The following is a 20140-nucleotide window of genomic DNA, read 5'->3' as shown; positions in this document are numbered from 1 at the left end:
AGGTTGTCACCCATGTCTCAGGTACAATCTGTTACCCATGTGTCAGGGCCGGACAGAGCGAAGGCTGGTGGGCGGTCACGGATTCGAACCGCGGACCCTCTCGGTGTAAACGAGATGCTCTAACCAGCTGAGCTAACCGCCCCACGGCGCCTCTTTAGCGCTCCAGCGGGTCTCGGAGCAAGAGGTGGCCTTGTCATAAACCGGGCCCATTTGCCCACCTGAACGGCGGCCCTCGTGGTATGACCCCGCCTGGAAAACGGCAGAGGCCCCAATGCAGCAACCGAGCGGACACGAGCAGAACGCCGACCAGATCGCCTATTGGAACGGTCCGAGCGGGCAGCGCTGGGCCGATCGCCATGCGGCGCAAGAAAACCTCCTCGGACCGATCGCGGATGTCCTGATCGACCGCGCCAGGCCCAGACCGGGCGAGCGCGTTCTCGACGTTGGCTGCGGCTCGGGGGCGACGACCTTCGCATTCGCGAAAGCGGTCGCACCTGACGGCTTCGCCCTTGGCCTCGACGTGTCCGAGCCGATGCTGTCGCAAGCGCGGGCGTTCGCGCCGAAGGGCCTGCCGCTCGATTTCGTGCTGGCGGATGCGACGGTGTACCCGTTCGAGCCTGCGAGCTTCGATCTACTCGCCTCGCGCTTCGGCGTGATGTTCTTTGCCGATCCGATTGCATCCTTCACCAATCTTCGCCGGGCGCTCAAGCCGACGGGACGGCTTGCGTTCGTTTGCTGGCGCGAGCCGAAGGAAAATCCGTGGATGATGGCGCCGCTGATGGCGGTCTACAAGCACGTGCCGAAGATGCCGCCGGTCGGGCCGGAGGAGCCGGGTCCGTTCGCGTTTGCTTCCGAGGAGCGCGTGATGCGCATCCTCAAGGGCGCCGGTTTCACGGACGTGGCGATGGAGCCGCATAATCTGCCGATGGACATCGCGATCGGCGGCGGGCTCGACGCCGCCGTCGACGGCTCGTTGCAGATCGGTCCTGCAAGCCGTGCACTGCAGGGCCATCCGCCGGAGACGGTCGCGGCGGCCAAGGCGTCGATCCGCGAGACGCTGGCGCCGTTCTTGAAGGGGCAGAACGTGGCGCTGCCGGGCGCGATCTGGATCGTGACGGCGAGGGTGGGGTAAGGGCGGCCACCGCTCTCTCCACCGTCATTGCGAGGAGCCCTTGCGACGAAGCACCAGACTGTCTCTGCAGAGGAATTCTGGATTGCTTCGGTGCGCTCGCAATGACGGTGTTGATGGAGCCTCCCTCACACCACATCATCCGGCGCCTGCGCGCAGCCATTGTTCGGATGGGTCTCGACCTGAAGGGTGGTGTGACCGATGCGGAAGGTCGTCTTGAGCTGCTGCGCGGTCTCCATCAGGAACGCATCGGCGGTGCCTGATGGCATCACGAGATGACATGTCAGCGCGGTCTCGGTGGTGGAGATCGGCCAGACATGGAGATCGTGGATCGCCGAGACGCCCGGTCGTGTCAGCAAGAATGTCTTGATCGCAACGAGGTCGGTGCCTCTGGGCGCGGCCGCCATTGACATGTCGATGGAACCGCGCAGCAGGCTCGTCGTGCCCCACAGGATGCTGGCGCAGATCGCGAGGCTGGTGACGGGGTCGAGCCAGAGCCAGCCGGTCCAGATGATCAACGCCGCCGAGACCACGACGCCGAGCGAGACCGCGGCGTCGGCGGCCATGTGCAGATAGGCGCCCTCGATGTTGATGTCGTCCTTGCGGCCGCTCGCAAACAGCATGGCGGTAAAGCCGTTGATGAGGATGCCGATGCCGGCGACCACCATCACGGTGACGCCTGCGATGGGCTCCGGCTCGCGCAGCCGCAGGATCGCCTCCCAGCCGATCGCGCCGGTGGCGACCAGCAGGAACACCGCATTGGCGAGCGCCGCCAGAATGGTCGAGGCGCGGAAGCCGTAGGTGAAGCGGCCGCTCGGCGCGCGCTTCGCCGCGATCGAGGCGCCCCAGGCCACGACCAGGCCGAGCACGTCGGACAGATTATGGCCGGCATCTGCAAGCAGGGCGGTGGAATTGCCAATATAGCCATAGACCGCCTCCGCCACGACCAGCGCGGTGTTGAGCGCGATGCCGATCGCGAACGCCTTGCCGAAATTGGCGGGCGCATGGACATGGGCGTGACCATGACCGTGCGAATGGTCATGGTCATGATCAGGCGCGTGGCCGTGGTCATGGTGGTGATGACCATGATGGTCGTGGCTACCCAAACCTGGCGCTCCCCCGCATGAGCCAAACCAGCCGCCATTGTAGGCGTTTCGCTCGTGCCGTCACGCCGGAACAACAGATCAAGCGCCGGCGGCGGCTTGCCGTTGACGCTATCGGGGGCCCGATCTTCGGAACTTGATGTCGCACAGCCAAACGAAAAGGCCCCAGCCCGGGGCTGACCGGCTGAGGCCTCTTGTGCTCACAATCTTCATCCGTTGGGACTTGCGGAGACAATTCAGGTCTCGTCAATTCGTTCCGGCAGCCTGCAAAATTTAGGAACGTTCTCCGCTCCCCCACATTAGCGCCCCGGAGCGTTTGAGGAGGATGGGACTATGGACGGACTGATCTATCTGATTGGCCTGATCGTCGTGATCATGGCGATCTTGTCGTTCTTCGGCCTGCGCTGAGAGACCCGCTATGGCGATCGAAACTCTCATGCAGGACAACGTCATGGAAGGCGGCTTCATCGCCGCCGAGGAGAGGCGGAGCATCCAGTGGAGCTCCGTCCTCGCCGGCGCTTTTGCGGCGGGCGCAATGTCGTTCATTCTGGTCAGCTTCGGCGTGGCCATCGGCCTCGGTGTCAGCTCGGCCTCGCCGACCTGGCGCGATGCCTCGGCCGCGCTGGCGCTGTTATCAGGACTGTATCTGATCATCCAGGCGATCATCAGTTTTGGCTTCGGCGGCTACATCGCCGGCCGCACGGCTCGGCCGGCGCCGGCGCTGGCAACCATCGAGGATGACGGCGAACGGCGCGACGGACTGCACGGGCTGACGTCATGGGCGTTGGCCGTGCTGATCGGTGCGGCGCTGCTGGCAATTATCGGCGCGGCGGCGCTCGACCGGTCGCCGATGCGCAGCGGAGCCGGCAACGCGACCGCCGCGGAACCGTTGCTCAGCTACGAGCTCGACAAGCTGTTCCGCGCCCCACGCCGACCTCCTAACACTGACATGCGGGAAGCCCGCGCCGAAGCCGGGCGCATTCTGATGACCACATCGAGCCACAGCGGCATCAGCGTCGACGATCGTGCTTATCTGGTGCAGCAGGTCGCTGCGCTGACGGGATTGGGTGCGCCGGATGCCGAGCGGCGCGTCGATGCATCGATCGTCGACTCCCATGCGGCGATCAACCGCGCCAGGCGCAATTCGGTGATCGTCGCCTTTTCGGTTGCAGCTGCGGCCCTGATCGGCGCCGCCGTGGCATGGGCCGCGGCCGTCGCCGGCGGGCGGCACCGCGACGGCGAGCCGCTGCCGAGCTGGATGGCAAGCTCCAACCGCTTCCATCGCGGCCGGCGCGCCATGACGATGCCGTAAGGAGAAGGCTCAAGCCTTCTCCTCCCAGATCATCGCCAGATGCACGATGGTCTGCACCGCCTTCTCCATATCCTGCCGGCTCACCCATTCCAGCCGCGAGTGGAAGGCGTGCTCGCCGGCGAAGATGTTGGGACAGGGCAGGCCCATGAAGGAGAGGCGCGAGCCGTCGGTGCCGCCGCGGATCGCCGTCCGCATCGGACGCAGGCCGGCCCTGCGGATTGCCTCGATGGCATATTCGAGGATGTGCGGGTAACGATCGATCACCTGCTTCATGTTGCGGTACTGCTCGCGCACCTCGAACTTGTAGGTCGAGCGCGGGTAATCCTTCATCACCTCCTTGACGATGGCCTCGAGCAGGGCCTCCTTTTCTTTCAGCCCTTCCTCGGTGAAGTCGCGGACGATGAAGGAGAGGGTCGCCTGTTCCAGCGCTCCTTCGATGCCGACCGGATGCAGGAAACCCTGCTTGCCTGAGGTGGTCTCGGGCGAGCAGCCTTCTTTGGGCAGGCGCTCGATGATGGCCGCCGCGATCTTGATCGCGTGCTCCATCTTGCCCTTGGCATAACCAGGATGGGCGCTGACGCCTGTGATGGTGATGGTGGCGCCGTCGGCCGAGAACGTCTCGTCCTCGACGCTGCCGGCGCTTTCGCCGTCCATGGTGTAGCCGAAGTCGGCGCCAAGCTTCTTGATGTCGACATTGTCGACGCCGCGGCCGATCTCTTCATCCGGCGTGAACAGGATCCTGATGGCGCCGTGCTTCACGTCAGGGTTGTTGATGAAGAAATGCGCGGCATCCATGATCTCGGCGACGCCGGCCTTGTTGTCGGCGCCCAGAAGCGTGGTGCCATCGGTGGTGATGATGTCGTTGCCGATCTGGTGCTTCAGCGCGGGATGCTCGGTGAAGCGGATCACCTGGCTGGTGTCGCCCGGCAGCGTGATGTCGCCGCCGCGATAATTCTTCACGACCTGCGGCTTCACGTCCTTGCCGGTGACGTCGGGCGAGGTGTCCATGTGTGAGCAGAAGCAGATCACGGGCACTTTCTTGGTCGTATTGGCCGGGATCGTTGCGTAGACATAGCCGTAATCGTCGAGATGGGCGTCGGCGATGCCCATGGCCTTCAGCTCTGTCACGAGAACGCGGCCGAGATCCTTTTGCTTCTCGGTCGATGGCGAGGCCGGGGAATTCGGATCCGACTGGGTGTCGATGGTGACGTAGCGCAGGAAGCGCTCGGTCACGGTGTGCGAAAAGGTCAGGGACATTTCTGGTCGAACCGCCGCGGCTGTGGGGGAGCAGGTGCTCGGAAGCATCAATATACCAGAAAGCGGGCGGCGTTGCGGCGTGCGAGACGCCGGACCAGGCTTCACGAGGCGTAAGCGCTCAGATTGCCTCTTTCAGCTCCTTGACCGGGCGGAACGCGACCTTCTTGCTGGCCTTGATGTGGATGGCTTCGCCCGTGGCCGGATTCCGGCCGGTGCGGGCGGCGCGCTTGCGGACCTGAAGAATGCCGAGCCCGACGATGCGGACGCGGTCACCCTTCTTCAGGTGCTTGGTGACGAGGTTGACCATGTCGGTCAGGACGGCCTCGGCGTGCTTCTTGGAGAGGTCCTGGCGTTCCGCGATATCGGCTGCAAGGTGTTTGAGGGTGATGGTGACGGGACTGGCTGCCTTCTTCGCCATGCTGTCTGGCCTCCTCGATTGCCAGGGAAGCCCCGGAAAAACCGGAAAAGCGCGGGGATCCCCTAAGTTCCCGGAAGGCGTAGACGATTCGGACGTGGGCTGACTATGCCGAGGGTTCCATCGGCGTGCCGAGAACAGCCGGCGCAGTCGGGAAAGGCGTCGAGAATTTCGATCTAAGACGATGAAGGGATTGCCAAAAATGGCGCGAGAGACGGGGCTCGAACCCGCGACCTCCGGCGTGACAGGCCGGCGCTCTAACCAACTGAGCTACTCCCGCGTGATGCGATGTCCGCGGAACGAGGGGGGACTTAAAGGCGGGGCTTGGTGAAGTCAAGGACGTTGCGATGCGCCGGAGCATCTCGGCTAAGCATTGCTTTGGGAAACGAAAAAGGCCGCCGGACGGCGGCCTCTGGTCAGCCCGGAATAGGGCGTGTCAGCGAATCTCGGAGGCCCTCGAACTCGTGATCGCCACCGGCTTGCCGGCCTTGATCACATGGGTGGACTGGGCGGTCTGGCTGAATTCGGCATTGGTGCGGGCTGCGATCCCGAAGGCGGCCACTGCGATGCCGGCCACCAACGCCACCACCACGATCTTCAGGTGGGTACCCCGATCTGCAGAGTGAATTGAGTGGTTCATCGAAGCCTCCCGACGGGCTTTGGCGCCGTCTGCAGGCTGACGTCTTAAGGATCATCTGTTTCCGGATCGTTTCGCGGGTTCCGCAAAATGGTTTCATTCTCCCCATTTCGCCGCTTCGCCCTGGGCAGTCTTACCTGCCGCGTAATCGCGCGGGCGTAATCCCCTCGTCATGATCGCTTCCATCGTCCGCGAACCATCCGGCAAGGGAGAAGCCCCATGAACCGTCCAGCCATCCAAGCCTCGCTCCTCGAAACCGCCCGTCCGGCGGCGCGATCGCCCTATGTGACGGCCAGGGACGGCACCAGGCTGTTCGTGCAGGACTGGGGCAACGGAAAACCGGTGCTGCTGCTGTCGGCCTGGACCTTCGATGCCAGCATCTGGGGCAGTCACATCGAAGCTCTCACGGCGAAGGGCTTTCGTTGCGTTGCGCCTGACCGGCGCGGGCATGGCCGGTCCGAGATGCCGTCCACGGGTTATGACTTGGAGACCCTGACCGACGACGTCGCCGCGGTGATCGAGGCCCGCGATCTGCGCGACGTCACGCTGGTCGGCTTCTCGATGGGGACGGTCGAGGCAGTGAACTATCTCCGACGATATGGCTCGGACCGGATCGCAAGGCTGGTGCTGGTCGCGCCGACGACGCCGTTCCTGGTCCAGACCGAGGACAATCCGGATGCGGTGCCGAGGGAGCTGATCGAGGCCGGCCACACAGCCATCGCCCGCGACTTCGCCAAATGGATCGCAGCGAACGAGGCGCCATTCTTCCTGCCCGGGACACCGGAGATCACGCGGAGCTGGATCCGCGACATGATGATGCGCGTGCCGCTGCCGGTGGCGCTGGCATGCCGCAAGACCATCTCCTTCTCCGATCTGCGCTCGGCTGCCGCCAGCATCGATCGCCCGACGCTGATCCTCCACGGCGACAAGGATGCCAGCGCGCCGCTGCCGTTGACAGGGGCCAAGACCGCAAAGCTGATCAAGGGCAGCAGGCTCGTTGTCTACGAAGGCGGCCCGCATCCGCTGCCGCTGACGCATGGCGAGCGGGTGATTGCGGACATGCTCGCCTTCATGGCGGCTTGAGAGAAGCTCGGCTCGCCCTGACGATGTCGGCGCGGATGGTCCGCGCCGCCCAGATGAACAGAAGCGCGCCGAGCGTGGTCGTGACCGCTGCGGAGAGCAGGAAATAGCGCATGGCCCATCATGGGCTGCGTCAGCCTTCGCGGATGTAATTCCCCGCTTCAAACTCGATTGGCGGCATGTTCGCATCGAAGGACACGCCGATCGGATCACGGCCCGCTTCCGTCGCTTCCAACTGCTCGCCCAGCATGCGCCGGATCATCAGGATGCCGCGGTCGCTCTGGCCGAAATGCTCCTCGGAATGAACGGTCACCGGGCCCTGGCCGACCTGGGCTTCGTAGTCGCCGGGGAATTGCTGGTGCTCTTCCTCCGTCATGTCCCACCAGAATTTGCCGTTGAACTTCGAGCGCATGCGGCCCATGTCGCCGGATGTCTTGACGCGACCGGCAACATAGATGCGGAACGAGGTGTCGTCGATCGGCAGCGTCCAGCCGATCGACTCGACGCGGGCGAATTGCGCCACGCGCGGATTGGGCACCACGCGCAGCGTGGGCAGGGCGGCTTCGGTGACGCGGTAGAACACACGGCCGTCGTCCTGCTTGCGGATCGAGCGAACGGCGATGCCGCGCGGCGTCTTGTCGAACGTCACCTCAGGCATCGAGGCCATCATGTTGGTGAATTGCGGCCCCGAAAACGAGCCGTGCAGCACCGGCACGTGGTAGGGATCGACCACGTTCTCGAAATGCTGCAGCCAGTTGCAGGGAATGATCGCCGGTCCGCCGCCGCCGATCGATGAATCGTCGGCCTCGACGAACTCGCCGTCGTCCATGTTTTCGAGGCACTCATAGCGCGGCAGTACCGGACGTTTCTCGGCCGGGCCCATATAGGCGAAGATCAGCCCGTAACGTTCCGCGACCGGATACCAGGGCTGGCGCACCTTGTCCTTGAACTGGCCGCCATCGGGCTCGCACGGCTGCTCCAGGCAATGGCCCTCGGTGTCGAACTTCCAGCCGTGATAGCAGCAGCGGATGCCGTCCTCCTCGACCTTGCCGTAATAGAGCGTGGTGCCGCGGTGGCAGCAGCGCGCGTGGAGCAGGCCGGCGCGGCCGTGCTTGTCGCGGAACAGGATCAAATCTTCGCCGAGCGCGCGGACTTTCTTCGGCTTGTCGGTGGCATCGCCGGTGAGCCCGATCGGATGCCAGTAGCGGCGCAGCAGTTCGCCCATCGGCGTGCCGCGTACGACCGAAGTGAGCTCGGTGCGCGTCTGCGCCGGCTTCATCGCATAGGCGGTGCCGAGATCGCGATCGCGCTGGGTGATCGTCATGCTGGTTCCTCCCGCCGCAGCCCTTGGGCAGGCCCAGTCGTTTCAGTGCGTTGACACAATGGAAAATAATTAGATGACAATGTCAACGATCGTCCAAGGAGACCTCCCGGTCGCATTCGGAACAGATTGCAGAGGTTGCGCTACCAAGGCTCTACGACCACTTGGCACGTCCTGGCTTTCTTGGCAGAGGTGAGCCATGAGCCAGACAGTGAGCAGGGACGGGCGTGCATCGTCCGACACGGACGACAATCATTCGCCGGCCCCGATCACCCTGATGCTGTCGTCGCGGGTGATCGTGCTTGCCAATCTGCTCAAGCGCGGTGCCATCCTGCGCTACAAGCGTCTCGCTGGGTTGTCGTCGGTCGAGTTCGGCCTGGTCGCCTCGCTTGGCCGGCGGCCGCCGATGAGCGTGGCGCGGCTCGCCGAAGCCGTCGGCCAGGACAAGGGCCAGATCAGCCGTGCACTGGCGGAGCTCGTCGCGCGCAAGCTGATCGAGAAGTCGGCAAATCCCAGGGATAGCCGCGAGGTGCTGGTGTCGCTGACGCCGGCCGGCCTCGCCGCGCATGATGTGATCGTCGAAGGCGCGCAGGAGCGCAACCGGATGCTGCTGGCGGAATTGAGCAAGGACGAGCTCGAGACGCTGCTCGCTCAGATCGATCGTCTCACCGCGACCGCGGAGGCGATGCTCGAGGCCGAGAAGGATGCGCGCTGATCGTTCGGTCATCTCCGGACATGACGCATTCGCCAGACAAGGCTCGGCCCCGTCATGATGCATGGCTCGCCTGACCGCGTGCGGCTGTGGATACGCGTCCTTGCGGTACCAGGCCTGCTCGCGGCCGCGACCATCACGGGTCTGTTGGCTGCACTGCTCGGGGGAATATGATCCAGTATGTCGCCCGGGTAACAGTCTGGGCCCCGATCGCGGTCATTGGCTGCGTTGGGTGCGTCGCGGCAGCCAAAAAAATCAGGCCATTTTCTCCGACGATCGGCGGCAAATAGCGGGGCGCGGGCGGTCCGCCGCAATCCCAGAACAGCTGCCCTGCAAAGCTTTCGCCGCCCTTGTCGCGTCCGGCGATCTGCTTCATACCAGCCGCGGGGTGATTCCGGGATTCCACCGGTCTGGGAGCAGCAAAGGGCCTGAAAAGAGCGTGTCTTGCGCCCATTGGTGCACTGCGCTAAGGCTCAGAATAATTCCAAATCGGACGAATCCGTGGCTGTCCCGAGGCTGCGGGAAAAAGGGCTCGTCAATGAGCGGCATTCTACAGAACTATCTTCCACTCGTCGTCTTTATAGGGGTAGCGGCCATCATCGGCCTGGTGCTCCTGATCGCGCCCTTCATCGTGGCGTTCCAGCAGCCGGACCCGGAAAAGCTGTCGGCGTATGAGTGCGGTTTCAACGCCTTCGACGATGCCCGCATGAAGTTCGACGTCCGCTTCTATCTGGTCGCGATCCTCTTCATCATCTTCGACCTCGAGGTGGCGTTCCTGTTTCCCTGGGCGGTGGCGTTCGGCAAGCTTGGCGCGACCGGCTTCTGGTCCATGCTGGTGTTCCTCGCCGTGCTGACGGTGGGCTTCGCCTATGAATGGAAGAAAGGCGCACTCGAATGGGATTGAACCCTGTATCGTCCTCGGGTCCGGCGATCGCGCCGGCCCCGAAGGGCATTCTGGATCCGTCGACCGGCAAGCCGGTCGGGGCCAATGATCCGTTCTTCCTCGAGGTCAATTCCGAGCTGTCCGACAAGGGCTTCTTCACGGCTGCGACCGACGATCTCATCACCTGGGCGCGCACCGGCTCCCTGATGTGGATGACCTTCGGTCTCGCCTGCTGCGCGGTCGAGATGATGCAGGTGTCGATGCCGCGTTATGACGTCGAGCGGTTCGGCTTTGCGCCGCGTGCCTCGCCGCGCCAGTCCGACGTGATGATCGTCGCGGGCACGCTGACCAACAAGATGGCGCCGGCGCTGCGCAAGGTCTATGACCAGATGCCCGAGCCCCGCTATGTCATCTCGATGGGCTCCTGCGCCAATGGCGGCGGCTATTATCACTATTCCTACTCGGTCGTGCGCGGCTGCGACCGCATCGTGCCGATCGACATCTACGTGCCGGGCTGTCCGCCCACGGCGGAAGCGCTGCTCTACGGCGTGCTGCTGCTGCAGAAGAAGATCCGCCGCATCGGCACCATCGAACGCTAAGGTTTTACGTCATGGACGACGCCAAGCTCGACGCCCTGGGGCAGACGATCGTGAGCGCGCTTCCGGGGGCCGCCACCGGTTATCAGGTGGCCTTCAACCAACTCACGGTTGATGTCGAGGTCAGCAAGATCGTCGAGGTGGTCAAGTACCTCCGCGACGATCCGAACTGCCGTTTCGTCAACTTCACCGACATCACGGCGACCGACTATCCGTCGCGCGAGAAGCGTTTCGACGTGATCTATCACTTCCTGTCACCGACCCTGAACACCCGCATCCGCCTCAAGGCCCAGGCCGACGAGACCACGCAGGTGCCGTCGCTGATCGAGGTGTTCCCCGGCGCCGACTGGTTCGAGCGCGAGGCCTACGACCTCTACGGCGTGTTCTTCGTCGGTCATCCCGACATGCGCCGCATCCTCACCGATTACGGCTTCGAGGGGCATCCGCTGCGCAAGGATTTCCCGCTGACCGGCTTCCTCGAGGTCCGCTACGACGACCAGGAGAAGCGCGTGGTGTACGAGCCTGTGAGGCTCAACCAGGAATTCCGCAAGTTCGACTTTTTGTCTCCGTGGGAAGGCGCCGATTATCCGGTCCTTCCGGGGGATGAAAAAGCAGGGCCGAAGGTCTGATCATGAACGAGCAACCCGAACAGCTTCGCAACTTTACGATCAACTTTGGGCCGCAGCATCCGGCGGCACACGGCGTTCTGCGTCTTGTGCTCGAATTGGATGGTGAGGTGGTCGCACGCGTCGATCCGCACATTGGACTTCTGCATCGTGGCACGGAGAAGCTGATCGAGCAGAAGACCTATCTCCAGGCGATCCCGTATTTCGACCGGCTCGACTACGTCGCGCCGATGAACCAGGAGCACGCCTTCTGCCTGGCCGCCGAAAAGCTGCTGGGCATCGAGGTGCCGCGCCGCGGCCAGCTGATCCGCGTGCTCTATTGCGAGATCGGCCGCATTCTCTCGCATCTTCTCAACGTCACCACGCAGGCGATGGACGTCGGCGCGCTGACCCCGCCGCTGTGGGGTTTTGAAGAGCGCGAGAAGCTGATGGTGTTCTACGAGCGCGCCTCGGGCAGCCGTATGCATGCAGCCTTCTTCCGCGTCGGCGGCGTGCATCAGGACCTGCCGCAGAAGCTGGTCGACGATATCGAGGCCTGGTGCGATCCGTTCCTGAAGGTCGTGGACGATCTCGATCGCCTCCTTACCGCCAACCGCATCTTCAAGCAGCGCAACGTCGACATCGGCGTGGTGCCGCTGAAGGAAGCCTGGGAGTGGGGTTTTTCGGGCGTGATGGTGCGCGGCTCGGGCGCGGCCTGGGACCTGCGCAAGTCGCAGCCCTATGAGTGCTACGCCGAGATGGATTTCGACATTCCGATCGGCAAGAACGGCGACTGCTACGACCGCTACCTGATCCGCATGGAAGAGATGCGTCAGGCCGTGCGCATCATGAAGCAGTGCATCCAGAAGCTGAACGCGCCTGACGGCAAGGGGCCCGTTGTCGTCGAAGACAACAAGGTCGCACCGCCCCGCCGTGGCGAGATGAAGCGCTCGATGGAAGCGCTGATCCATCACTTCAAGCTCTACACCGAAGGCGTGCGCGTGCCGGAGGGCGAGGTCTACGCCGCGGTCGAGGCGCCGAAGGGCGAGTTCGGCGTCTATCTCGTCTCCGACGGCACCAACAAGCCCTACAAGTGCAAGATCCGCGCGCCGGGCTTCGCCCATCTCCAGGCGATGGACCACATCTGCCGCGGCCATCTGCTCGCTGACGTCTCGGCCATTCTCGGCTCGCTCGACATCGTGTTCGGAGAGGTCGATCGGTGATGGCGCAGGCGCCAATCCAGTTTGACCGTGCCTCGGGGGCCCTTGAAGGGGCCAACCTGTGGGAGCGGACGGCTGCCTTGGCGCTGGTGACGGGATCGAAGATCTCCTCGCATTTCTCGCACATGGGCTACATCGCCTGCGCGAATTTGCTGCGGAAAACGCTGCCCGAGCGCAACATCGCCATCAAGCTCAACCCGGACGCGGTGTTCGAATTTCCTTACGGCGATGGCTATTGGAGCAAGCTGCTCAACCGTACCTATTGCTACGAGGACGAGCTGGAGCTGTTGTTCACCGACTCCATCGACGTCGACTACACGTTGATCGATTGCGGCGCCAATTACGGCTACTGGTCGGTGCTGGTATCGAGCAGGCCGTTCGGCGCGCACAAGGCGATCGCGATCGAGCCGTCGGGCCAGAACTATCCGAAGCTTGCCAACAATGCCCGTATCAACGGCAATCGCTTCGAGACCATGAAGTGCGCGATCGGCGCTGCCCGCGGCACCGCGCGTTTGTCAGGCACCAAGCACGAAGCCTTCAGCATCGCCGGCGCCGCAGCGGCTGGCGGTGAAGAAGTGCCCGTCCTTGCGCTCGACGACCTGATCGACGACGGCAAGGTTGCTGCGACTGGCAAATACCTGATCAAGCTCGACGTCGAGGGCGTCGAGATCGAGGCGATCAAGGGCGGCGCCCGCCTGCTTCAGACCGACAGCGTCATCATCTGCGAGGAGCACGGCAGCGACCGCTCGCATGCGGTGTCGCGCTACATCCTCGAACAAACCCCCTTGAAGCTGATCGTGCTCGATCCGCGCACCAACCGGCTGGAGACCGTGACCGAGCTGTCGATCCTCGACCGCATCAAGGTCTCGACCCATGTCGGCTACAACGTTTTCGGCACCGCAAGCGCGTTCTGGCAGGACAGGATCGATGCCCTGAACGCCAAAAACGCGCGCCGTATGCAGTGAGAGATTAAGAGATGTCCGTTCGCCGATTAGCACCGAAGGAAGTCCAGCCCGCGAGCTTTACGTTCACGGAGGAGAACCTCGCGTTCGCCAAGCAGCAGATCGCGAAATATCCGGCCGGACGCCAGGCCTCGGCCGTCATCGCCATTCTCTGGCGCGTCCAGGAACAGCACGAGGGCTGGGTGTCGGAAGCCGCGATCCGCGCCGTCGCCGACCTGCTCGACATGCCCTATATCCGCGTGCTCGAGGTCGCGACCTTCTACACGATGTTCCAGCTCGCACCGGTCGGTAAGAAGGCCCACGTCCAGGTCTGCGGCACCACGCCGTGCCGGTTGCGCGGTGCCGAAGATTTGATCCATGTCTGCGAGAGCCGGATCCATCACGATCCCTTCCACCTCTCCAAGGACGGCAATTTCAGCTGGGAAGAGGTGGAGTGCCTCGGGGCCTGCGTGAACGCGCCGATGGTGCTGATCGGCAAGGACACCTATGAGGACCTGACCGCGGAAAGCTTTGGCAAAGTGCTCGACGGCTTTGCCTCGGGCAACCCGCCCAAGCCCGGCCCGCAGAACGGCCGCCAGTTCTCCGCACCGATGGGCGGGCCGACCACGCTGAAGGAGACCTCCTGATGGGTCTTCCGTCCAAGGCGATCAGGGGGAGCGAAGCCGTGAAGAAAGTTGGCTTCATCGCCATGCACGCCGCGCTCGCCGCCACCTTCATGTTCCTGCTGCAGCGCTTCGTGATGAACGCGACGCAGGAAACCAGTCTGCTCTGGGCGCTGACCTTCGCCGTCTGCGCCGCCGGGCTTGCCTACAAGCAGGCCAACCGTTGATCGGAAAGCACTGATATGCTCGAGGACAAGGACCGTATCTTCAAGAACCTCTACGGCCTCCACGATTGGGGGCTCGAGGGCGCGCGGCGCCGCGGCGCCTGGGATGGCACCAAGAACATCATCGACAAGGGCCGCGACTGGATCATCAACGAGATGAAGGCCTCGGGGCTGCGCGGCCGTGGCGGCGCCGGCTTCCCGACCGGTCTGAAGTGGTCCTTCATGCCGAAGGAATCCACCGACGGCCGTCCGAGCTATCTCGTCGTCAACGCCGACGAATCCGAGCCCGGCACCTGCAAGGACCGCGAGATCATGCGGCACGATCCGCATCTGCTGGTCGAGGGCTGCCTGATCGCGAGCTTCGCGATGAACGCGCATGCCTGCTACATCTATGTCCGCGGCGAGTTCATCCGCGAGCGCGAGCGCCTGCAGGCCGCGATCGACCAGGCCTATGAGGCCAAGCTGATCGGCAAGGACAACGTCAACGGCTGGCCTTTCGACCTCTACGTCGCGCACGGCGCCGGTGCCTATATCTGCGGCGAGGAGACCGCGCTGCTCGAAAGCCTCGAAGGCAAGAAGGGCCAGCCGCGCCTGAAGCCGCCGTTCCCGGCCAATGTTGGCCTGTTCGGCTGCCCGACCACCGTCAACAACGTCGAGTCCATCGCCGTTGCGCCGGACATCCTGCGCCGCGGCGCGGCCTGGTTCGCCGGCATCGGCCGTCCGAACAATGTCGGCACCAAGCTGTTCTGCATCTCCGGTCATGTCGAGCGGCCCTGCAACGTCGAAGAGGCCATGGGCATTCCGTTCCGTGAGCTGATCGACAAGCATTGCGGCGGCATTCGCGGCGGCTGGGACAACCTCAAGGCCGTGATCCCGGGCGGCTCGTCGGTGCGCATGGTGCCGGCCGAGCAGATCATCGACACGCCGATGGATTTCGACAGCCTGAGCAAGCTGCGCTCGGGTCTCGGCACCGCGGCCGTGATCGTGATGGACAAGTCGACCGATTTGATCCGCGCCATCGCCCGCATCTCCTATTTCTACAAGCATGAGAGCTGCGGCCAGTGCACGCCGTGCCGCGAAGGCACGGGGTGGATGTGGCGCGTCTTGACCCGCATGGCTGAAGGCCGCGCGCATAAGCGCGAAATCGACATGCTGCTCGAGGTGACAAAACAGATCGAGGGCCACACCATCTGCGCGCTCGGCGATGCAGCCGCCTGGCCGATCCAGGGCCTGATCACGCACTTCCGTCACGAGATCGAAGCGCGCATCGACCAGTATTCGCACAGGGCCGACATCGACGATGCCGGCGTCCGCGATCCCGTGAACATGGTCGCGGCGGAGTAGAGAGAATGACCAAGCTCATCATCGACGGCAAAGAGATCGATGTCCCCGCCGATTACACGCTGCTTCAGGCGTGCGAGGCGGCCGGCGCCGAGATTCCGCGCTTCTGCTACCACGAGCGCCTGTCGATCGCCGGCAATTGCCGGATGTGCCTCGTCGAGGTGAAGGGCGGCCCGAAGCCGGTCGCATCCTGCGCCTGGGGCGTGCGTGACTGTCGTCCGGGCCCGAAGGGCGAGCCGCCGGAGATTTCCACGCGTTCGCCGATGGTGAAGAAGGCACGCGAAGGCGTAATGGAATTCCTTCTGATCAACCATCCGCTGGACTGCCCGATCTGCGACCAGGGCGGCGAGTGCGACCTGCAGGACCAGGCGATGGGCTATGGTGTCGACACCAGCCGCTTCGCCGAGAACAAGCGCGCGGTCGAGGACAAGTATCTTGGCGCGCTGGTCAAGACCTCGATGAACCGCTGCATCCAGTGCACGCGCTGCGTCCGCTTCTCGGCGGAAGTTGCCGGCGCCCCAGAAATGGGCGCGACGGGGCGCGGCGAGGACATGGAGATCACGACCTATCTCGAGCACGCGCTGACGTCGGAGCTGCAAGGCAATCTCGTCGACATCTGCCCGGTCGGCGCACTGACCTCTAAACCTTATGCTTTCGCTGCGCGTCCCTGGGAGCTCGGCAAGACGCAGTCGATCGACGTCATGGACGGCTTGGGCTCGGCGATCCGCGTCGACACCCGCGGCCGTGAAGTGATGCGCGTGCTGCCGCGCATCAACGAGGCCGTGAACGAAGAGTGGATCTCCGACAAGACCCGCCACATCGTCGACGGTCTGCGCACCCAGCGCCTCGACCGGCCCTATATCCGCGAAGCCGGCAAGCTGCGCGCGGCGAGCTGGCCGGAAGCCTTTGCGGCGATCGCCTCCAAGGCGGCGCGCACCGACGGCAAGCGCATCGGCGCGATCGCTGGCGATCTCGCCGGCGTCGAAGAGATGTTCGCGCTGAAGGATCTGCTCGCCAAATTCGGCTCGGCCAACCTGGCGGTGCAGGGCGGTGACGCCTTCGATCCCGCGCTCGGCCGCGGCTCCTACATCTTCAACCCGACGCTGGCAGGTGTCGAGCAGGCCGATGCGCTGCTCATCATCGGCGCCAATCCGCGCAAGGAGGCGGCCGTGTTCAACGCCCGCATCCGCAAGCGCTGGCGCGCCGGCGGCTTCAAGGTCGGCGTGATCGGCACCAAGGCCGATCTCACCTATGACTATGACCATCTCGGCGCAGGCACCGAGACGCTCGGGGAGCTCGCCGCCGGCAAGCACTCCTTCATGGACGTGCTGAAGAACGCCAAGAACCCGATCATTCTCGTTGGCGCAGGCGCGGCCGCTCGTCACGACGGCGCCGCCATTCTGGCTGCCGCCGCCAAGCTCGCGCTCGACGTGGGCGCGGTCAAGGACGGCTGGAACGGCTTTGGCGTGCTGCACGAGACCGCTTCGCGGGTCGGCGCGCTCGACATCGGCTTCGTCGCCGGTCCGGGCGGGCTGAACGCCGCGCAGATGACGACGTTCGGCACGCTGGACCTCTTGTTCCTGCTCGGCGCCGACGAGATCAAGGCGCCGGACGGCACTTTCGTCGTCTACATCGGCACCCATGGCGACCGTGGCGCGCACCGCGCCGACGTGATCCTGCCGGCGGCCGCCTACACCGAGAAATCGGCGATCTACGTCAACACCGAAGGTCGCGTGCAGATGACCGGTCGCGCCGCGTTCCCGCCCGGCGAAGCCCGCGAGGACTGGGCGATCATCCGTGCGCTCTCGGAGGCGCTCGGCAAGAAGCTCGGCTATGACTCCCTTAGCGCGCTGCGCCAGGCGATCTTCAAGGCCGTGCCGCATCTGATCCGTCTCGACCAGATCGAAGCCGGCTCCGCCGACCAGATCAAGAAGCTGGCGGGGAAGGGCGGCTCGCCCGAGAAGGCGCCGTTCAAGCCTGTCATCGAGGACTTCTATTTGACCAACCCAATCGCGCGTGCGTCCGCCGTGATGGCGGAATGCTCGCGGCTTGCCTCCGGGCAGATGCTGACCGCAGCGGAGTGAGCTGATGGAATTCTTCGAAAGCGCATTCTGGACCGGCTTCCTCTGGCCGCTGATCATCATGATCGCGGAGAGCGTGCTGGTGCTCGTCGTCCTCTTGATCGCGATCGCCTACATTCTGCTGGCCGACCGCAAGATCTGGGCGGCGGTGCAGATCCGCCGCGGCCCGAACGTGGTCGGGCCCTGGGGCCTGTTCCAGTCCTTTGCCGACCTGCTCAAATTCGTGCTGAAGGAGCCGATCATTCCGTCAGGCGCCAACAAGGGCGTGTTCCTGCTGGCGCCCTTGGTGTCCTGCGTGCTCGCGCTGGCGGCCTGGGCGGTGATCCCGACCAATCTCGGCTGGGTGATCTCCGACATCAATGTCGGCATCCTCTTCATCTTCGCGATCTCGTCGCTGTCGATCTACGGCATCATCATGGCCGGCTGGTCGTCGAACTCGAAGTATCCGTTCCTGGCCGCGCTGCGCTCGGCGGCGCAGATGGTGTCCTACGAGGTCTCGATCGGCTTCGTCATCATCACCGTGCTGCTCTGCGCCGGCACGCTGAACCTGTCGGCCGTGGTCGAGGCCCAGCATGTCCGCGGCCTTGCCAGCCTGATCGGGCTGCCGCAGCTCACCATCCTGAACTGGTACGTCTGGCCGCTGTTCCCGATGTTCGTGGTGTTCTACGTCTCGGCGCTGGCGGAAACCAACCGTCCGCCCTTCGACCTCGTCGAAGCCGAATCCGAGCTGGTCGCCGGCTTCATGGTCGAATACGGCTCGACGCCGTATCTGCTGTTCATGCTCGGCGAGTACGTCGCGATCGTCACCATGTGCGCGATGGCCACGATCCTCTTCCTCGGAGGCTGGCTGCCCCCGGTGGACCTGCCGCCGTTCAACTGGGTGCCGGGGATCATCTGGTTCTCGCTGAAACTGTTCTTCATGTTCTTCCTGTTCGCGATGGCAAAGGCGATCGTGCCGCGCTACCGCTACGACCAACTGATGCGCCTCGGCTGGAAGGTGTTCCTGCCGCTCTCGCTGGTGATGGTGGTGGTGGTGGCGGGCGTGCTGCAATTCGCCGGCATCGCGCCGAAGTGAGGGCCGTCATGGGTATCAACATCAACGCCACCGCGCGCTCGCTTCTGCTGTCGGAATTCGTCTCGGCGTTCTTCCTCGCCATGCGCTATTTCTTCCAGCCGAAGCCGACGCTGAACTATCCGTTCGAGAAGGGCCCGATCTCGCCGCGCTTCCGCGGCGAGCATGCGCTGCGCCGCTATCCGAACGGCGAAGAGCGCTGCATCGCTTGCAAGCTGTGCGAAGCGGTCTGCCCGGCGCAGGCCATCACCATCGAGGCCGGCCCGCGACGCAACGACGGCACCCGCCGCACCGTGCGCTACGACATCGACATGGTGAAGTGCATCTATTGCGGCCTCTGCCAGGAGGCCTGTCCGGTCGACGCCATCGTCGAAGGTCCGAACTTCGAGTTCGCGACCGAGACCCGCGAGGAACTGTTCTATGACAAGGCCAAGCTGCTCGCCAACGGCGACCGCTGGGAACGCGAGATCGCGAAAGCGATCGAGCTCGACGCGCCGTACCGGTGAGGTGAGGGCATGATCCTTCCCGCCACCCTCTCGTCATTCCGGGGCGCGCGCAGCGCGAACCCGGAATCTCGCGCCACAACCTCTGGATTCCGGGTTCGCGCTGGCGCGCGCCCCGGAATGACGGGAGTTTCTCGATGATCCTTCCCGCGCTCTTCTTTTATCTCTTCGCAGCCGTCTGCGTTGCCTCGGCCGTGATGGTGATTGTCTCGCGCAATCCCGTGCACTCCGTGCTGTACCTGATCCTGGCCTTCGTCAACGCCTCCGGCCTGTTCGTGCTGATGGGCGCCGAATTCCTCGGCATGATGCTGATCGTCGTCTATGTCGGCGCGGTCGCGGTGCTGTTCCTGTTCGTGATCATGATGCTCGACGTCGACTTCCTCGAGCTGCGCGAAGGCTTCATCCAGTACCTGCCGGTCGGCGTCGTGATCGGCGGCATCTTCCTGTTCGAGCTGCTCTTGACCGTCGGCGCCTGGGTCATCAACCCGACCGTCAGCAAGACCATCACGTCGCCGATCCCGAGCAACGTCTCGAACACCGAGGCGCTCGGCCTCGTGCTCTATACGAAATACATCCACTACTTCCAGCTTGCGGGCATGGTGCTGCTGGTCGCCATGATCGGCGCCATCGTGCTGACGCTGCGCCACAAGGCGAGCGTCAAGCGGCAGGACATCAACGTTCAGAACGCACGCACGCCCGACTTGGCGATGGCGATGCGCAAGGTGGCGCCGGGGCAGGGGCTCTCGGATGCCGACGCGGCGGAGTGGGTGAAATGACGATCGGGCTCGGACATTATCTGGCGGTCGGCGCGATCCTGTTCACGCTCGGCATCCTCGGCATCTTCCTGAACCGCAAGAACATCATCGTCATCCTGATGTCGATCGAGCTGATCCTGCTCTCGGTCAACATCAACCTGGTGGCATTCTCGACCTTCCTCGGCGACATCGTCGGTCAGGTCTTCGCGCTGCTGGTCTTGACCGTTGCGGCCGCCGAAGCCGCGATCGGCCTTGCCATCCTGGTGGTCTATTTCCGCAACCGCGGCTCGATCGCGGTTGAGGACGTCAATCTGATGAAGGGCTGAGCGC

General features: G+C 64.2%; 24 protein-coding genes and 2 tRNA genes. 17 read left to right on the top strand and 9 right to left on the bottom strand.

The features are described 5' to 3' along the window. Positions 1 to 65 precede the first annotated feature (65 nt). A tRNA-Val gene (locus HYH07_RS28955) sits at positions 66 to 142 on the bottom strand. Between the two features lie 129 nt (positions 143 to 271). Here HYH07_RS28955 and HYH07_RS28950 point away from each other — a divergent pair. Further along, positions 272 to 1132 (top strand): class I SAM-dependent methyltransferase, encoded by an 861-nt coding sequence (locus HYH07_RS28950; RefSeq protein ID WP_220005655.1) that lies wholly within the window; start codon positions 272 to 274, stop codon positions 1130 to 1132. Between the two features lie 125 nt (positions 1133 to 1257). On the opposite strand, the gene HYH07_RS28945 is transcribed toward HYH07_RS28950, so the two are convergent. Continuing rightward, a complete protein-coding gene (locus HYH07_RS28945; protein WP_220005654.1) occupies positions 1258 to 2235 on the bottom strand; it encodes a cation diffusion facilitator family transporter in 978 nt (325 codons plus the stop codon). A gap of 415 nt (positions 2236 to 2650) precedes the next feature. On the opposite strand from HYH07_RS28945, the gene HYH07_RS28940 reads away from it, so the two are divergent. Beyond that, positions 2651 to 3544 carry a hypothetical protein gene (locus tag HYH07_RS28940; protein WP_220005653.1) on the top strand — a complete coding sequence of 298 codons (894 nt, stop codon included), beginning with the start codon at positions 2651 to 2653 and terminating at the stop codon, positions 3542 to 3544. Positions 3545 to 3553: 9 nt separating this feature from the next. On the opposite strand, the gene pepT is transcribed toward HYH07_RS28940, so the two are convergent. The 4 genes from pepT to HYH07_RS28920 form a co-directional block, all read right to left on the bottom strand. Further along, on the bottom strand, positions 3554 to 4801 hold the full coding sequence (gene pepT, locus HYH07_RS28935; RefSeq protein WP_220005652.1) for a peptidase T: 1248 nt from the start codon (positions 4799 to 4801) through the stop codon (positions 3554 to 3556). Positions 4802 to 4919: 118 nt separating this feature from the next. Then, entirely contained in the window at positions 4920 to 5219 is a 300-nt protein-coding gene (locus HYH07_RS28930) for an HU family DNA-binding protein (RefSeq protein ID WP_220005651.1), read from the bottom strand. 200 nt (positions 5220 to 5419) lie between these two features. Then, a tRNA-Asp gene (locus tag HYH07_RS28925) sits at positions 5420 to 5496 on the bottom strand. Positions 5497 to 5652: 156 nt separating this feature from the next. Continuing rightward, the gene (locus HYH07_RS28920) at positions 5653 to 5856 is read right to left on the bottom strand and encodes a hypothetical protein (RefSeq protein ID WP_220005650.1); all 204 of its coding nucleotides are present in this window, start codon (positions 5854 to 5856) and stop codon (positions 5653 to 5655) included. A gap of 216 nt (positions 5857 to 6072) precedes the next feature. Here HYH07_RS28920 and HYH07_RS28915 point away from each other — a divergent pair, with 216 nt between their 5' ends. Further along, positions 6073 to 6936 (top strand): alpha/beta fold hydrolase, encoded by an 864-nt coding sequence (locus HYH07_RS28915; protein WP_220005649.1) that lies wholly within the window; start codon positions 6073 to 6075, stop codon positions 6934 to 6936. On the opposite strand, the gene HYH07_RS36640 is transcribed toward HYH07_RS28915, so the two are convergent. Together HYH07_RS36640 and HYH07_RS28910 are read right to left on the bottom strand one after the other, a co-directional pair. After that, a complete protein-coding gene (locus HYH07_RS36640) occupies positions 6923 to 7048 on the bottom strand; it encodes a hypothetical protein (RefSeq protein ID WP_283842858.1) in 126 nt (41 codons plus the stop codon). The two genes, HYH07_RS28915 and HYH07_RS36640, sit on opposite strands and share 14 nt — an antisense overlap. An 18-nt stretch (positions 7049 to 7066) precedes the next feature. Further along, the gene (locus HYH07_RS28910) at positions 7067 to 8257 is read right to left on the bottom strand and encodes an aromatic ring-hydroxylating dioxygenase subunit alpha (RefSeq protein ID WP_220005648.1); all 1191 of its coding nucleotides are present in this window, start codon (positions 8255 to 8257) and stop codon (positions 7067 to 7069) included. Between the two features lie 196 nt (positions 8258 to 8453). On the opposite strand from HYH07_RS28910, the gene HYH07_RS28905 reads away from it, so the two are divergent. Next, the gene (locus HYH07_RS28905; protein WP_220005647.1) at positions 8454 to 8969 is read left to right on the top strand and encodes a MarR family winged helix-turn-helix transcriptional regulator; all 516 of its coding nucleotides are present in this window, start codon (positions 8454 to 8456) and stop codon (positions 8967 to 8969) included. 133 nt (positions 8970 to 9102) lie between these two features. On the opposite strand, the gene HYH07_RS28900 is transcribed toward HYH07_RS28905, so the two are convergent. Next, positions 9103 to 9342 carry a hypothetical protein gene (locus HYH07_RS28900; RefSeq protein WP_220005646.1) on the bottom strand — a complete coding sequence of 80 codons (240 nt, stop codon included), beginning with the start codon at positions 9340 to 9342 and terminating at the stop codon, positions 9103 to 9105. A gap of 162 nt (positions 9343 to 9504) precedes the next feature. Between HYH07_RS28900 and HYH07_RS28895 the strand changes: the two genes are divergently transcribed. The 13 genes from HYH07_RS28895 to nuoK all read left to right on the top strand — a co-directional run bounded on the left by HYH07_RS28895 (position 9505) and on the right by nuoK (position 20136). After that, positions 9505 to 9870, top strand: coding sequence for an NADH-quinone oxidoreductase subunit A (locus HYH07_RS28895; protein WP_092290902.1), 366 nt, complete (start codon positions 9505 to 9507; stop codon positions 9868 to 9870). Then, on the top strand, positions 9861 to 10448 hold the full coding sequence (locus HYH07_RS28890; RefSeq protein WP_220005645.1) for an NADH-quinone oxidoreductase subunit B family protein: 588 nt from the start codon (positions 9861 to 9863) through the stop codon (positions 10446 to 10448). Before HYH07_RS28895 ends, HYH07_RS28890 begins: the two co-directional genes overlap by 10 nt. 11 nt (positions 10449 to 10459) lie before the next feature. Then, complete coding sequence (locus HYH07_RS28885; protein ID WP_220005644.1) at positions 10460 to 11074, top strand: NADH-quinone oxidoreductase subunit C; 615 nt, start codon at positions 10460 to 10462, stop codon at positions 11072 to 11074. A gap of 2 nt (positions 11075 to 11076) precedes the next feature. Continuing rightward, on the top strand, positions 11077 to 12273 hold the full coding sequence (locus tag HYH07_RS28880) for an NADH-quinone oxidoreductase subunit D (protein ID WP_220005643.1): 1197 nt from the start codon (positions 11077 to 11079) through the stop codon (positions 12271 to 12273). After that, the gene (locus HYH07_RS28875; protein WP_220005642.1) at positions 12273 to 13235 is read left to right on the top strand and encodes an FkbM family methyltransferase; all 963 of its coding nucleotides are present in this window, start codon (positions 12273 to 12275) and stop codon (positions 13233 to 13235) included. The genes HYH07_RS28880 and HYH07_RS28875 overlap by 1 nt, the downstream gene beginning before the upstream one ends. 11 nt (positions 13236 to 13246) lie before the next feature. Then, the gene (gene nuoE, locus HYH07_RS28870) at positions 13247 to 13858 is read left to right on the top strand and encodes an NADH-quinone oxidoreductase subunit NuoE (RefSeq protein WP_212232502.1); all 612 of its coding nucleotides are present in this window, start codon (positions 13247 to 13249) and stop codon (positions 13856 to 13858) included. Then, the gene (locus HYH07_RS28865) at positions 13858 to 14061 is read left to right on the top strand and encodes a hypothetical protein (RefSeq protein WP_220005641.1); all 204 of its coding nucleotides are present in this window, start codon (positions 13858 to 13860) and stop codon (positions 14059 to 14061) included. Before nuoE ends, HYH07_RS28865 begins: the two co-directional genes overlap by 1 nt. A gap of 15 nt (positions 14062 to 14076) precedes the next feature. Next, positions 14077 to 15402: an NADH-quinone oxidoreductase subunit NuoF gene (gene nuoF / locus HYH07_RS28860; RefSeq protein ID WP_220005640.1), complete on the top strand. Its 1326-nt coding sequence runs from the start codon at positions 14077 to 14079 to the stop codon at positions 15400 to 15402. Positions 15403 to 15407: 5 nt separating this feature from the next. Then, positions 15408 to 17483, top strand: a complete 2076-nt coding sequence (gene nuoG, locus HYH07_RS28855; RefSeq protein ID WP_220005639.1) for an NADH-quinone oxidoreductase subunit NuoG — start codon at positions 15408 to 15410, stop codon at positions 17481 to 17483. A 4-nt stretch (positions 17484 to 17487) separates the two neighbouring features. Beyond that, positions 17488 to 18555, top strand: coding sequence for an NADH-quinone oxidoreductase subunit NuoH (gene nuoH, locus HYH07_RS28850; protein ID WP_220005638.1), 1068 nt, complete (start codon positions 17488 to 17490; stop codon positions 18553 to 18555). Between the two features lie 14 nt (positions 18556 to 18569). Continuing rightward, a complete protein-coding gene (gene nuoI, locus HYH07_RS28845; RefSeq protein WP_026232873.1) occupies positions 18570 to 19058 on the top strand; it encodes an NADH-quinone oxidoreductase subunit NuoI in 489 nt (162 codons plus the stop codon). Positions 19059 to 19192: 134 nt separating this feature from the next. Next, positions 19193 to 19831 (top strand): NADH-quinone oxidoreductase subunit J, encoded by a 639-nt coding sequence (locus HYH07_RS28840; RefSeq protein ID WP_220005637.1) that lies wholly within the window; start codon positions 19193 to 19195, stop codon positions 19829 to 19831. After that, positions 19828 to 20136, top strand: coding sequence for an NADH-quinone oxidoreductase subunit NuoK (gene nuoK, locus HYH07_RS28835; RefSeq protein WP_008547737.1), 309 nt, complete (start codon positions 19828 to 19830; stop codon positions 20134 to 20136). The genes HYH07_RS28840 and nuoK overlap by 4 nt, the downstream gene beginning before the upstream one ends. Positions 20137 to 20140 lie beyond the last annotated feature (4 nt).

The organism is Bradyrhizobium sp. BR 10261, from assembly GCF_019455395.1.
GTDB lineage: Bacteria > Pseudomonadota > Alphaproteobacteria > Rhizobiales > Xanthobacteraceae > Bradyrhizobium > Bradyrhizobium manausense.
The sequence above is the reverse complement of the archived record's forward strand: the minus strand, read 5'-3'. Positions and strand labels throughout refer to the sequence as shown.